The sequence below is a fragment of the Embleya sp. L77 genome (genome assembly GCF_055557415.1).
Genome location: NZ_CM145709.1, coordinates 2,806,575 through 2,819,435 on the forward strand (window position 1 = coordinate 2,806,575; position 12,861 = coordinate 2,819,435).

General features: G+C 71.8%; 11 protein-coding genes and 1 tRNA gene. 6 read left to right on the forward strand and 6 right to left on the reverse strand.

What is annotated here, in order from left to right; genetic code table 11:
- Positions 1-182: 182 nt before the first annotated feature.
- The 4 genes from ACZOOI_RS11720 to ACZOOI_RS11735 all read right to left on the reverse strand — a co-directional run bounded on the left by ACZOOI_RS11720 (position 183) and on the right by ACZOOI_RS11735 (position 4,280).
- Positions 183-404, reverse strand: a complete 222-nt coding sequence (locus ACZOOI_RS11720; protein WP_465280593.1) for a hypothetical protein — start codon at positions 402-404, stop codon at positions 183-185.
- Between the two features lie 108 nt (positions 405-512).
- On the reverse strand, positions 513-1,490 hold the full coding sequence (locus ACZOOI_RS11725; RefSeq protein ID WP_391588251.1) for a sigma-70 family RNA polymerase sigma factor: 978 nt from the start codon (positions 1,488-1,490) through the stop codon (positions 513-515).
- 342 nt (positions 1,491-1,832) lie between these two features.
- Entirely contained in the window at positions 1,833-3,362 is a 1,530-nt protein-coding gene (locus tag ACZOOI_RS11730) for an MFS transporter (RefSeq protein WP_465280594.1), read from the reverse strand.
- A gap of 165 nt (positions 3,363-3,527) precedes the next feature.
- On the reverse strand, positions 3,528-4,280 hold the full coding sequence (locus ACZOOI_RS11735) for a GNAT family N-acetyltransferase (protein ID WP_465280595.1): 753 nt from the start codon (positions 4,278-4,280) through the stop codon (positions 3,528-3,530).
- 240 nt (positions 4,281-4,520) lie between these two features.
- On the opposite strand from ACZOOI_RS11735, the gene ACZOOI_RS11740 reads away from it, so the two are divergent.
- A complete protein-coding gene (locus tag ACZOOI_RS11740; RefSeq protein ID WP_465280596.1) occupies positions 4,521-4,850 on the forward strand; it encodes a cupin domain-containing protein in 330 nt (109 codons plus the stop codon).
- A gap of 72 nt (positions 4,851-4,922) precedes the next feature.
- A tRNA-Arg gene (locus tag ACZOOI_RS11745) sits at positions 4,923-4,995 on the forward strand.
- Positions 4,996-5,071: 76 nt separating this feature from the next.
- Here the strand turns inward: ACZOOI_RS11745 and ACZOOI_RS11750 are convergent.
- Positions 5,072-6,055, reverse strand: coding sequence for a trypsin-like serine peptidase (locus tag ACZOOI_RS11750; protein WP_465280597.1), 984 nt, complete (start codon positions 6,053-6,055; stop codon positions 5,072-5,074).
- A 558-nt stretch (positions 6,056-6,613) separates the two neighbouring features.
- On the opposite strand from ACZOOI_RS11750, the gene ACZOOI_RS11755 reads away from it, so the two are divergent.
- The 4 genes from ACZOOI_RS11755 (at position 6,614) to ACZOOI_RS11770 (ending at position 11,096) form a co-directional block, all read left to right on the forward strand.
- On the forward strand, positions 6,614-8,128 hold the full coding sequence (locus tag ACZOOI_RS11755) for a sensor histidine kinase (protein ID WP_465280598.1): 1,515 nt from the start codon (positions 6,614-6,616) through the stop codon (positions 8,126-8,128).
- Entirely contained in the window at positions 8,058-8,546 is a 489-nt protein-coding gene (locus ACZOOI_RS11760) for a Rieske (2Fe-2S) protein (protein WP_465280599.1), read from the forward strand. The genes ACZOOI_RS11755 and ACZOOI_RS11760 overlap by 71 nt, the downstream gene beginning before the upstream one ends.
- Positions 8,547-9,211: 665 nt before the next feature.
- On the forward strand, positions 9,212-10,417 hold the full coding sequence (locus tag ACZOOI_RS11765) for a cytochrome P450 (protein ID WP_465280600.1): 1,206 nt from the start codon (positions 9,212-9,214) through the stop codon (positions 10,415-10,417).
- Between the two features lie 100 nt (positions 10,418-10,517).
- Positions 10,518-11,096 carry a DUF4383 domain-containing protein gene (locus ACZOOI_RS11770; protein WP_465280601.1) on the forward strand — a complete coding sequence of 193 codons (579 nt, stop codon included), beginning with the start codon at positions 10,518-10,520 and terminating at the stop codon, positions 11,094-11,096.
- A 240-nt stretch (positions 11,097-11,336) separates the two neighbouring features.
- Here the strand turns inward: ACZOOI_RS11770 and ACZOOI_RS11775 are convergent, their stop codons facing one another.
- The gene (locus ACZOOI_RS11775; RefSeq protein WP_465280602.1) at positions 11,337-12,860 is read right to left on the reverse strand and encodes an MFS transporter; all 1,524 of its coding nucleotides are present in this window, start codon (positions 12,858-12,860) and stop codon (positions 11,337-11,339) included.
- Between the last annotated feature and the right edge of the window lies 1 nt (position 12,861).

Sequence of the window (12,861 nt, forward strand, 5' to 3'; positions counted from 1 at the left end):
GGGACACACGGTAAAGGGCGGGTTCGCTCCTTCGGATGAAACGAAGGAGCGAACCCGCCCTTTGTGTATCGGGTCGCCTTGGGGTGCCGGTCACCTCGGGGGTGCCGGGTCACCTCGGGGGTGACGGGTCACCTTGGCGGTGCCGGGTCACCTCGGGGGCCGGGTCACCTTTGCCTGTCGGCTCAGAGGTGATGCGGCGGCTTGTCGTCCAGGAAGCGGCGCAGATCCGCCGGGTCGGCAGCAGGCCGGGCCTCGCCCCATCCGGCATCCGTCTCGTCCGAACTCGCCTCGGGGAGCAGGTCGTCCCAACCGAACCGGTCGCGCTCGCGTCGCTCGGGCTCGGCCGGCCCACTCGCCTCGCGCACGTGCGCCTCCGTCGTCTCGATCCTCGCCCGCTCCGCCATGCCACCAGTGTGCCGGCGCCCGGAACGGCACCGGGCCCGGCCATAGCCGCGCATGGCGGCCCCGGCCGGGCCCGGGCCGTAGCCGGCTCGCCCCGGCACAGCGCAGCGTCACGCGGCTTCGAGCCCCTGGGCGGTAGCCAGCTCGCGCAGCTCGACCAGGGCCTGCTTCTCGATCTGGCGGATCCGCTCACGGGTGAGCCCGAGCTGCTTGCCGACCTCGGTCAGCGTGTGCTCCTTGCCGTCCGCCATGCCGTAACGCGCCCGCAGGATCGTGGCCGTGCGACCGTCCAGCCGACCCACCAGGTCCGCTATCTGCTCGCGTCGCAGTGTCGCCAGGGTGATGTCCTCCGGCGTCAACGGGTCGGTCTCCTGGACCAGTTCGCCCAACTCGGTCTCGCCGTCGTCACCCACGGGGGTGTCCAGGCTGATCGGGTCGCGCGCCCAACCGATCACGTCCACGACGCGCTCCGGCGTGGAGCCGACCGCCTCGGCGATCTCCGCCATCTCGGGATCGCGCCCGTGATCGCGAGCGAACTCGCGCTGCACCCGGCGGATCTTGCTCAGCTCTTCGACCAGGTGCACGGGCAACCGCACGGTGCGGGCCTGATCCGCCATCGCCCGGGTGATCGCCTGTCGAATCCACCAGGTCGCGTAGGTGGAGAACTTGAAGCCCTTCGCGTAGTCGAACTTCTCGACCGCGCGGACCAGGCCCACGTTGCCCTCCTGAACCAGGTCCAGGAACGGCATCCCGCTACGCGGGTAGCGCCGTGCGACGGACACCACCAGCCGCAGGTTGGCCTGGATGAACAGCTCCTTGGCCGCGGCGCCGCGCGCGATCAGCCGGTCCAACTCGGCCCGGTCGACGCCCTCGGGCACCGCGTCCTCGTCGATCAGCTTCTGTGCGTACAGCCCTGCTTCGATGTCCTTGGACATCTCGACTTCGCGCTCCGCGTCGAGCAGCTTCGTGCGGCTGATCTCGTCCAGGTACACACCGACCGTGTCGCGCTCGACGTCGGCAGCCTTCCGCGTGCGGGAAGCCGCCACTCGCTCGGCGCCCTGTCGGGCCACACCACGTGTAGTCGGCATGCTCTAGCCCTCGCTTTCATTCGCGTTCGTCAATATTTCGAACGAACGAGAAGCCTGTGATATTCCGTCCGGAGATGTACTGTTGAAAGGTTGGCCGATAGCGGCCCCTGAGAGCGCCTGCCCGGCGTCGAGCCCCGCATGCACACTCGATGTGCCTACGATTCGGTCAACGGCCGGCGAGGCCCGGATGTTCCGAAGTCCGGGACCCGCCGCGCCCGCGTGCCCAAGGTCGAACCCCGCCGGGCGGCACCCGATCGTGCGGCGGGCAGCGGCTCGCGCACCCCGATCGGCCCCCGGGGCCGAAGGTGTGCCCCACCCCGATCGATTGCTTTCGGCCGGCCGTCAGTGCGCGTCCGGTGCGGGCTCCAGGTCGCGCGGGATCAGCCGCCAGGCCAGGACGGCGGCGATCAGCGCGACCACGCCGCCGGCCAGGAAGGTCGGCGTCATCCCGGACGTGAACGCCTCGCCCGCCCGGCCCAGGATGCCGCCGGCGCCGAGTCGATCCGCGACCACGGAGGCGTCCCCGATCGACTCGTGTACCGCCGCCGTGTCGGCCGCGTCGAGGTCGAGGTCGGGCAGGTTGGCCCGGTAGAGCGCGGATGCCATGCTGCCCAGGATCGCGACCCCCAGCGCGGCGCCGAGTTCGTACGCGGTCTCGTCGATCGCCGCCGCGCCACCGGCCTCGGCGACCGGCACCGAGGACATCAGCACCACCGACGCGACGGTGGCCAAGGTGCCCACACCGAGCCCGACCACCGCGAGCGAGGCGCCCACCAGCGGGTAGTCCACGTCCCGGAAGTGTTGCCCGATCCACGGCAGCGCGAGCCCGACGGCCATCAGCGCCAGGCCGATCGCCAGCACGTTCCGGGGCGGGAAGCGGTGCATCAGCCCGGGCACGAACATCGACGCGAGGATCAGCCCGATCGGCGCGGGCAGCAGGTGCAGACCGGCGGAGACCGGGCTGTATCCCTGCACGTACTGGAACCACTGGCTGAGCAGGAACAGCGCCGCGCCCAGTCCGAGCATGCCCAGGAAGATCGCCGTCGCGGCCATGGTGAACGCGCGGTTCGTGAACAGCCGGACCTGGAGCAGCGGATTGGCCAGCCGCAGCTGGCGGCGGACGAACACGGTCAGCGTGAGCGCGGCCACCACGAGCAGGATCCACGCGGCCGGATCGCCGACGCCGCCCTTGCCGAGCTGCTTGATGCCGCCCGCGAGGGTGCCCATGCCGACGATCGACAGGCCGACGCCGGGCCAGTCCCACGCGCCGGAGCGCGGCGACCGCGACTCGGGCAGCAACCACAGGCCGAACCCGATCACCGCGACCGCGATCGGCACGTTCAACAGGAAGGCCGACTGCCAGCCGTGCGACTCCACGAGCAGCCCGCCGACCACCGGCCCGAGGGCCATGCCGCCGCCGAAGACCGCCGACCAGACGGCGTAGGCCAAGGCCCGCTCGCGGGCGTCGGTGAACACCTGGCGCAGGATGGTCAGCGTGGACGGCATGATCGCCGCGCCACCCACGCCGAGCAGCACCCGGGCCGCGATCACGTGCCACGCGGCGGTCGCCGCGACCGCGAGCAACGAGGCCAGCGCGAAGATGGCAAAGCCGACGAGCAGCAGCCGCTTGCGCCCCCAGCGGTCCCCGAGCGCGCCTGCGGTGACCAACAGGCCGGACAGCGCGAGCGCGTACGAGTCGATGATCCACAACTGCTCGACCGAACCGGGCCGCAGATCGGCGACCAGGGACGGGAACGCGACGTTCAGGATGGTCGCGTCCATCGAGATGATCAGCAGGCTCCCCGACAGGATCACGAGCACGGCCCAGCGCCGCGGGTCGGGCGTGGGGCGGGGGGTGGTGGAGCCGGCCATGAGACATCCTCAATCCTTGTGAGACATAAATGTCTCACGCCATCGAACGAGTGTCCACCGCTGTCCACCGCTCCCCTCCGCTGCGGCGGGATCCGTACCGCTCCCACCCCGGTGGATTCGCCGCCTCGCTCCCGCCGGACCGACCGCCCTTCCCCGAAACGGGGCCTACCGCTCCCCTCCCGGCAGCACGATGGTCATGAAGGACTCGCCCTGCCGGAATCCGAGCCGCTCGTACACCGCCCGGGCCGGGTTGCCCTCGGTGACCGCGAGCCCGATCGAGGGCAGCCCGTCCAGCAGCGCCAGGCCGAGCGTGTGCCGCAACAACCGGCCGCCGAGCCCCGCGTACTTGGGATCCGGGTCGCGAAAGACCTCGGTGATCCACGGCCCGAGCTGTTCGGCGTCGTTGACCAGCACCGCGCCGACCACCCGCCCCTCGTCGAGCGCCACCGTGCTGAACCCGAACAGCGGCCCGAGCGAGCGGCCGTCGTACAGCCCCTCCAGGTTCTCCGGACTCGCATCGTCACCGCTGTCCGGGTGCTCCGGCGGATACGCGGCGATCCAGGTGTCGTACAGCTCCGAGGGCGGCACGGACGCCGCCGAGCGCACCTCGATTCCGGGCTCGGCCCAGGTGACGGCCTCCAGGTCCGGACCCAGCTCCCGGGTGTACCGATGCAGATGCCGAAGCAGCCGGCCGCCCGCGGCGAGCAGCACCGCGCCGGCGTCCTCGCGGGCCGACACGACCCACCCGGGCAGCGCGGTCAGGATGGCGGGCGCGGCGAGCTCGGCCGGGAGTCGGTGCAGGCGCAGGTCGAGCGCGGCCGGCCGACCCGAACGATTGCCCAGCCGGTAGTCGGCCACCAGCGCCCCGTCCCGATCGAACACGGTTCCGCGCGTGCGGACGCTTTCGTCTGTGGTCATGAGCTTCATTCTTCGATGCCCGAGCAAGTGGTTACCTCCTCTCGGCGGCCCCGATTCCGACCCCGATTCCGACCCCGTTCCCAGCCTCGATTCCGGCCCCGGGCAGCACCGCGGCGGCCGTCGCGGGCGTGCCGGCACAGGCCACGCCCATCCGCCCAGCATCACCCGACCCACCGGTCCCCGCACGCCCGGGCACACCAGAACATGCGCGGAGAGTGATCGCCCCCGAAACTGGCATACATGGACAAAATCTCGCTCCGGACGGCCACCAGGGAGCAACTCGCCTCGGCCCGCAGCACCTCGTCCGGCCGCAGCTCGGTCAGCATGCCCGGCGGCTCCCGCCACCACCTGAGCCAGACCCTGATCGCCCTGACCGCCGGCAACTCCCTGGCCGAACACGAGAGCCCCGGCGAAGCCTCGCTGATCGTGCTGACCGGCCGCATCCGCCTGACCGCCGACGACGAATCGGTCGAGGGCACCTCCGGCGACCTCCTGGTCATCCCCCGGGCACCGCACTCCCTGGAGGCCCTCGAAGACTCCGCCGTCGTCCTTACCGTCGGCAAACCCTGACCCACCCCAAAGCCGCCGGCCACCCCCGCAACCGTTCCGCTACCCTGTCCTGCGGGACCACACGGCCCCGAAGCCTCCATAGCTCAGGGGATAGAGCACCGCTCTCCTAAAGCGGGTGTCGCAGGTTCAAATCCTGCTGGGGGCACACGGCCTGAACAGGCGAAAACCCCGGCTTCGGCCGGGGTTTCGTCGTGTGTGGGGTGGGTGGGGGTGGGTGGGGGTCAGGTTGAGGGGCTTACCTCGGCGGTGCTTGCGCGGTCGTAGAGGGTGGCGATGTCGGGGCCGAAGTAGCTGCTGTACGAGGTGAGGTCGTCGCCGCCCTCCTGGTAGCCGCCGATCACGCCGATCACCGTGCCGCGGCCGTTGGCGGGGTCGATGTCGGTGAGCATCGGGCCGCCGCTGGTGCCGGCGGGGAAGCCCGCGCAGTCGAAGCGCAGTTGGGTCTCGGAGTAGGCCGCGGTGGTGTTCTGGCAGCCGATCGGCTCGTTCGCGTCGTCCGGGTAGCCGACCAGCCGGGCCGGGCGCGCGGGCGAAGAGCCGAAGTCGAGGTGTTCGGCGCCGGTGACGGTCTCGATCCGTTCGTCCGTGCCCGGGCGGCGGACCTGGAGGAAGGCGACGTCGTAGGCCGGGTCCCGGTCGGTGACCCAGCGCGGGTCCACGTCGATCCGGGACGGGACCCACACGCCGTACGGCATCACGCCGTCGTGGTAGCCGGGCGCGAACGCCAGGTCGGTCGTGAAGGCGTCGCCGTACACGCAGTGCGCGGCGGTGACCACCAGGTTCCGGTTCGGCGACTGCACCACGGTTGCGGTGCAGAAGTGTTCCGGGTCGTTCCCCTCCCCCGCGTGCAGCAGCGCGCCGATCGCCGGAGTCGCCTCGATCGTGCTCGCCTCCAGCGGATCGGACACCGGCAGCGGCTCGACCTCCGTCGAGGACCCCGTGGGCACGGGCAACGCGGGCTCCGCAGGCGGAACGGCGGGCGCCGCGCCCAGCAGGCTCGCCGCGATCCGGTCGCCCTCGGCCGGGTCCATGAGGTGGTAGCCGCGGGACGCGTCACCGGTGCCGCGCGCTCGAGGATGGCCGGATATCCGCCCGGTCGAGGCCAGCCCGACCACCGCCAGCACCGCGACCACACAAAACGCCGTACCGATCGCCATCCGACGCCTGCGCGGATTCGCCTCGGCATCCGCAGTCCGTCGCGACACTCGACCACCATTCTCAGCGGGTTACCACCTCGGGCCATGGACGCTACCGGCTGGATGGGTACCCCGGTGGGGAGGAATCAGGCCGACACCCGCACGGTCACCGGGTCGTGACGAAGTGTTCCTCCGACCGTCGCCCCAACGGGTGGGAGGTGGGCGACGGTCGCAGGAATCCCCCGCTCTTCTTCGCATGCCGGTTCGGCGCCGTCTCTCCAAACGCGCCCGGCCGACCCCTGGACCGTATCCCGAGGATCGGCGGCGTCGGCACCCCGGTATGGGTGATTTATGACTGCCTTAAGAATCTTCCGTGGCGCGTGCACCCCTTGCGAACGTGCTGCCGGGCGGGCGTCCGGCCGCCTTCCGACCACGCTTGCGAAAGGGATTCGGAACGCGTCGCTCCGGGGTCCCCGGATGCAGGCGGCCGGATCATGCCCTCGTGCGCCGGGCCCGGCACTGCCACAATTTGCTTGTTCCACGAGGGGGTTCTGCATATCGGCGGCCGGCGGGGGGATCCGCGCGGGCAAGGGCGGGACGAGGGCGGCCGGAGAGGGCGGGGTACCGATGGCGGGTTCCGAGGACTCGTGGTGGACCGTGCGTGCTCGGCTGCGGCTGATCTGGGTGCCGTGTGTGGCGGTCATGCTCGCCACCGTCGCCGCGCTCGTGGTGGGCCTGACCCTGGACGGCGACGCGCGTGCGCGCGGCCTGCTCTTGGTGCTCGGCACCGATCTGCTGCTCGTGGTCGGGTCGACGGTGCTGATCGAGAGCGCGCTGCGACGCACGGTCGAGAAGCCGCTCGCCCGGCTGGCCGATCCGAGCCGGGAGCCGGCGCGGGGCGGGCGCTTCGACAGCCGTGAGTTCGACCTGATCGCCGCCACCATGACGAACCTGCACGAGCGGGCCCGGGCCGGCGAGGACCGGGCGCAGCGCGACCGCACCCGGGTCACCCGGCTGACCGAACAGCTCGCCGAACGGGACCGCGCCCTGGAGGCCGAGCGCGAGCAGGCCCGCGACCTGGTCCGCGACCTGGCGGAACTGCGCACCCGGGTCGAGGAGCACGCCCGCCGGGCCCGACTCGCCCAGGCCGACCTGGATCGGTTCGCACACGCCGCGACGCACGACATGCAGGACCCGCTGCGCCGGATCGTCTCGTTCGGCCGGATGCTCCAGGAGCGCTACGAGGACGTGCTGGATCGGCGCGGTCGGCAGTACATCGACTTCACCATCGACAACGCCCGCCGCCTCCAGATGCTCATCGACGAGATGGTCACCCTCACCGAGGTGGGCCGCTCGCGCGCGGAGATCGTCGAGGTCGACCTGGGCGATCTGGTCCGGCAGACCTGGCTGGACATGGCGGACCAGGTGGAGGACACCGGCGCCGAACTGGAGCACGGGCAACTGCCGGTGGTCCGGGCCGATCCCGGGCTGCTGGCCACGCTGATCCGGCATCTGCTCGGGAACGCGGTGAAGTTCCAGCGCCCGTACGAGCGACCGCTGGTGCGGATGGACGCCGAGCCCGTCGCCGAGGGCGGGTGGCAGATCGCCGTGACCGACAACGGGATCGGCATCCCTGCCGAGGCGGCGGAACGGGTGTTCGCAGCCTTCCAACGCCTGCACCCGCGCGAGACTTACACCGGCAGCGGCATCGGGCTCGCGATGGCCAAGCGGATCGTCGAACAGCACGGCGGCCGGATCGCCGTGGACACCGACCACACCGACGGTGCCCGGCTCGTCTTCACCCTGCCGAGCCGCGTCGACGAGCCCGACGCGCCGGGCCCGGGCGCCGAGTTCGACCCCGCCGCGGCTCCCGCCGGCCATCCGGTGGAACCGGCCGGGGCCGCTGGGGCCGCCGAGCCCGACGGGTCCGCGGACCCGGTCGCCGCCGACTCCGCGCTCGTCGAACCCGTTCGCTTCACCGATCCGTCGAACCAGGAGCCACTGGCGTACGTTTCCGTGGCATCGGCGCCGCGTGACCGGCCGGCGCCGGGCACCACGACGGAGGCACCCGATGCGCACGACCGACCCGAACACCGAACCGACCGGCACCGAACCGACGATCACGGCCGCACGGACCGGTAGGGCCGAGCCGACCCGGCGAGTCCTGGTCTGCGGCGCGGTCGTGGCCGCCGCCGGTGTCGGCCTGGTGGCCTGCGGCAGCGACGACGGCGATTCGAAGGACAAGACGCCCGGGGACGCCGGCGGCGACAAGACGCTCGGGCCGGTCGCCGATGTGCCGGTCGGCGGCGGCAAGGTCTACGACGACGCCAAGGTCGTGGTCACCCAGCCCACCGCCGGCGACTTCAAGGCGTTCAGCGCGGTGTGCACACACCAGCAGTGCCTGGTCCGCAGCGTCGCCGCCGGCAAGATCGACTGCCCGTGCCACGGCAGCAGTTTCGACGCGAGCACGGGTGCGGTGCTCGGCGGCCCGGCCCCGCGCCCGCTCGCCGCGAAGCAGATCGCGGTGACGAACGGGCAGGTCGTGCTGAAGCCCGCGTAGGCCGGTCGCCCGTCTCTCCGAGCCGGGTTGCTCGGCCCCTACGGGGCAGGTCGCGCGTCCGCTGCGCGGCCGGGGCCGGGTCGGGCGTTGCGGGCGGTTGGTCGTGTGGTGTGGGGTGGCGGGCGCGTAGCGGACGTGCATCCCGGGCGCGTAGCGGACGGCTCGACCGTGACCGCGGAGCGGGCATGTAACCCCGGCACGCCGACCGGTTGTCGCCCGCGTCCGCTGCGCGGCCGGTTGCGCGCCCCCTACGGGTTCGGGGTCGGACCGGTCTCTCCGAGCCGGGTTGCCCGGCCCCTACGGGGCAGGTCACGCGTCCGCTGCGCGGCCGGGGCCGGGTCGGGCGTTGCGGGCGGTTGGTCGTGTGGTGTGGGGTGGCGGGCGCGTAGCGGACGTGCATCCCGAGCGCGTAGCGGACGGCTCGACCGTGACCGCGGAGCGGGCATGCACCCCCGGCACGCCGACCGGGTCACGCGTCCGCTGCGCGGCCGGCGCCCGATCCGCCGGGCGAGGTCCCGGGCAGGCCCCCGGCCCGGTCCGCGCCGCGCGGACGGACGGACGCGGACCGTCCGCGCGGCTATGGTTTCCGCTCCTGCTTCGTGATTGCGTACCCGAGCCCGTTCCGGGCCCAGGACGCGATCCGGAGGACCCTGCCCATGACACCCATGACGTCCGTGACGAAGACGCCGCCGACCCCGCGGCCGAGTCTGGATCTGCTCGACGGCGACTGGTACGCGAACGGCCCCTATCAGGACTACGCGTGGTTCCGCGAGCACGAACCCGTCGCCTGGGACGCGGGCAACGAACTGTGGGGCATCTTTCGCCACGCGGACGTCAAGGACGTCGAGGCGCGCAGCGAACATTTCGTCAACTCCGACCGCAACAAGGGTGGTTACCGCCCGAACCTGCCCGCCGACCCGGCGATCATCGGCCTGGACAACCCGCTGCACAACAAGCGGCGCAAGCTGGTCAGCAAGTGGTTCACCCCGCGCGGCGTGCGCGAGTGGGAGGAGCACGTGCGCGAGACGTGCGTACAGATCCTGGACGCCGCCGTGGCCAAGGGCACCGTGGAGGTGGTCGGCGATCTCGCGTCCGTGCTGCCCGCGAAGATGATCGGACGCCTGCTCGGCTTCCCGGACGAGGACTGGCCGCGGCTGCGCGACTGGTCCGAGCGCACCATCGCGCTCGGCGGCGGTCCGCGCTACCTGAGCGAGGACGGGCGGGCCGCGGCGGGCGAGTTCATCCGGTCGGCGCTGGGGCTGTACGAGACGAAGAAGGCGTGTCCGGCCGATGACGTGATGTCGGTGTGGACCACGGCCCACATCGACGGCGAGCCGGTGGGACCGGCCGACGTGGCGAGCGACTGCCTGCTGCTGCTCGACGGCGGCGCGGAGACCACTCGCACGGTGATCGCGCGCACCTTCCTGTATCTGCTCGACCACCCGGAGCAGTGGGACCTGCTGCGCGCGGGCGCCGACCTCGCGGTCGCGACGGAGGAGTTCATCCGGTACAGCACACCCATCCACAACATGTGCCGGGTCGCCGTCGGGGACCAGCGCGTCGGTGACACGGTGATTCCGGACGGACACCAGGTGGTGCTGATGTACGGCTCGGCCAATCGCGATCCGGCGGTGTTCGTCGAGCCCGAGCGGTTCGACGTGACGCGCACGCCCAACGACCACATCACCTTCGGCTTCGGCACCCACTTCTGCCTCGGTGCGCCGTTGGCCCGGTTGGAGATCCGGGTCTTCTTCGAGGAGTTGCTCGCCCGGGTGCGCGAGCTGCGGCCGGTCCCCGGCAGCGCGGTGGTCCAGATGCCGAACGCGTTCGTGTACGGGATCCGCGAGGCGCATGTGCAGCTGATCGGCTGAGTCGCACGCCCTGCCGGGTCGCTCGACGGCGTTGAACCGGCATTTCCGGGAAAAGGGATGAAGAGGAGTATTCGTACAAAATAGGTGTTGGGAGGCGGCCATGACGGGCTTGTTGGACGAAGGATTGCCGGTCGATCACCGGCTCGGACGGGTCTATCGGTACGGCGGCGGGTTCATGGGCCTCGTGCTGATCACGTTCGGTGTCCTGGGCTTCACGAACAACGTCGGTTTCTTCTCCACGACCGGACGCGACGTCGCCGGGATGTCCACCAACGGCGCGCTGAGCCTGATCTCCGTCGTGGTCGGCGCGATCCTGATCATCGGCGCGATCATCGGCGGCAACACCGCCTCGACCGTGAACATCGTGGTGGGCGCGCTGTTCGTGATCAGCGGTTTCGTCAACCTGGGCCTGATGGGCAGCCCGGACATCAACTACCTGTCGTTCAAGATGCCGAACGTGATCTTCAGCTTCGTGGTCGGCCTGCTGGTGATGACGTTCGGCCTGTACGGGAGGGTCAGCGGCCATCTGCCCCACGACAACCCGTACTGGCGCTCGCGCCACCCGGAGGCGGCGGCCCGCGAGGACGCCTTCCGCGAACGGGCCTCGGTGCTCTCCCGCGACGGGGCATCGGCGCTCGGCGACGGCCCACACCGTCACGGCATCGCCGGCAGCCACTAGGCACCGTCCGGCGAAGGGCGTGTCCCGCGGTCGGAACGCGCCACGGCGCCGGATCGGCTCGGTCGAGCCGGTCCGGCGCCGTCACGCGTCCGGTGCCGTGGCGCCCCCGGCGCCTGGCGCGTCCGGCGCCGTCGCGCGTCCAGTCCTGTTCCGCCGCCGGCGCCGGCGCCGTTGCCCGTCCCGCGCCGTTGCCCCTCCCGTGCCGTTGCCCGTCCGGCGGCATCCGCGGCTTCGCCGGCTTCAGTGCCCCGCGCCGCCCTCCGCGCCCGGCGGGCGCTCCCAGCGCGGCATCAGGAACGCGAGCCCCCATGCCGCGGCCAGCGCCAGCGCACTGGCCGTGAGACCGATCGTGAACGCGTCGTCGAACACCGCGCGCACTGCCTCCGCACCGTGCGCCGCGCCCACGTGGTCCTCCACATGGCCGAAGAACAGCGTGCCGAACAGCGCCACCCCCAGCGCACCCGCGAGCTGCTGGACCGCGTTGAGCACGCCCGAGGCCGAGCCGATCTCGTGGTCGTCGACCCCGGCGAGCGCGATCCCGAAGAACGGCGCCATCAGCAGGCCGAAGCCGAAGCCCGCGAGCGCCGTGGCCGGCAGCAGGATCCAGGCGTTCACCGGGCCGTCGTGCACCGCGATGGTGCCGCCGATGCCCACCACCCCGAGCAGCCCGACCAGCAGGCCCGCGTGCAGGACCCGGCGCCCGTACTTGGCCGCGAGCACCGCGCCGGCCAGCCCGGCGCCGACCGTCGAGCCGAGCGACCAAGGGATCAGCGCGAGCGCCGCGTGCGTCGCGGTCCAGCCCAGGCCGACCTGGAGGTAGACGCCGAGCACGAGCATCAGGCCGATCATCGAGCCGAACATCATCAGGCCGACGGCGAGGGCACCGGTGAAGGCGCGGTTGCGGAACAGGCTGACCTCCACAAGCGCGTCCCGACCCGTGCGGCTGCTCCGCACCTCGTACCAGGCGAACAGCGCGAGCACCGGCAGCGAACCGGCCATGCAGGCGAACGTCCAGCCGGGCCAACCCTGTTCGCGGCCCTGGACCAGCGGGTAGACGAGCAGCACCATCGCGGCGGTGACCAGGATCATGCCGACGACGTCCAGGCCCGGACGGCGCGCATCGGCCCGCTCGGCGGTGGGTCGCGGCACCACGGTGGCACCGGCGAAGAAGGCGAACAGTCCCAGCGGCACGTTCACCAGGAACACCGCGCGCCAGCCCAGGCCGAACACGTCGGCGTCCATCACCACCCCGCCCAGGATCGGACCGAGCACCGCGGCCAGGCCCATCGCCGGACCGAACACCGCGAACGCCGCGCCGACCTCGCGCTCGTCGAACATCTCCCGGATCAGCCCGAGCGCCTGCGGCACCATCATCGCGGCGGCCAGGCCCTGGAGGCCGCGGGCGCCGATCAACATCTCCGGTGATTGCGCCAGGCCGCACAGCGCCGAGGTGAGCGTGAAGGCGAGCACTCCACCGAGGAACATCCGGCGCCGGCCGAGAATGTCGCCCAGTCGGGCGCCGGTGATCAGGAACATCGCGAACGCCAGCGTGTACGCGGCCGAGAACCACTGGAGGTGGGTCGAACTGCCGCCGAGGGCGTCCCGGATACCGGGGCCCGCCACGTTGACGATGGTCGCGTCGAGCAGGTCCATGATGTCGGCGCCCATGACCACGGCGAGGCCGATCCACCGGAGCGGGTAGGGCGCGCGGCGCTCTCCCGGCTCCGCCGCGGTCGCCGCCGCCTTGCTGATCTCGGTTTCCATC

Coding starts and splice junctions, on each gene's coding strand:
- ACZOOI_RS11770 (WP_465280601.1), top strand. CDS start 10,518: ATGACGGGCTTGTTGGACGAAGGATTGCCGGTCGATCACCGGCTCGGA.
- ACZOOI_RS11725 (WP_391588251.1), bottom strand. CDS start 1,490: ATGCCGACTACACGTGGTGTGGCCCGACAGGGCGCCGAGCGAGTGGCG.
- ACZOOI_RS11720 (WP_465280593.1), bottom strand. CDS start 404: ATGGCGGAGCGGGCGAGGATCGAGACGACGGAGGCGCACGTGCGCGAG.
- ACZOOI_RS11760 (WP_465280599.1), top strand. CDS start 8,058: ATGCGCACGACCGACCCGAACACCGAACCGACCGGCACCGAACCGACG.
- ACZOOI_RS11735 (WP_465280595.1), bottom strand. CDS start 4,280: ATGACCACAGACGAAAGCGTCCGCACGCGCGGAACCGTGTTCGATCGG.
- ACZOOI_RS11740 (WP_465280596.1), top strand. CDS start 4,521: ATGGACAAAATCTCGCTCCGGACGGCCACCAGGGAGCAACTCGCCTCG.
- ACZOOI_RS11730 (WP_465280594.1), bottom strand. CDS start 3,362: ATGGCCGGCTCCACCACCCCCCGCCCCACGCCCGACCCGCGGCGCTGG.
- ACZOOI_RS11755 (WP_465280598.1), top strand. CDS start 6,614: ATGGCGGGTTCCGAGGACTCGTGGTGGACCGTGCGTGCTCGGCTGCGG.
- ACZOOI_RS11775 (WP_465280602.1), bottom strand. CDS start 12,860: ATGGAAACCGAGATCAGCAAGGCGGCGGCGACCGCGGCGGAGCCGGGA.
- ACZOOI_RS11765 (WP_465280600.1), top strand. CDS start 9,212: ATGACGTCCGTGACGAAGACGCCGCCGACCCCGCGGCCGAGTCTGGAT.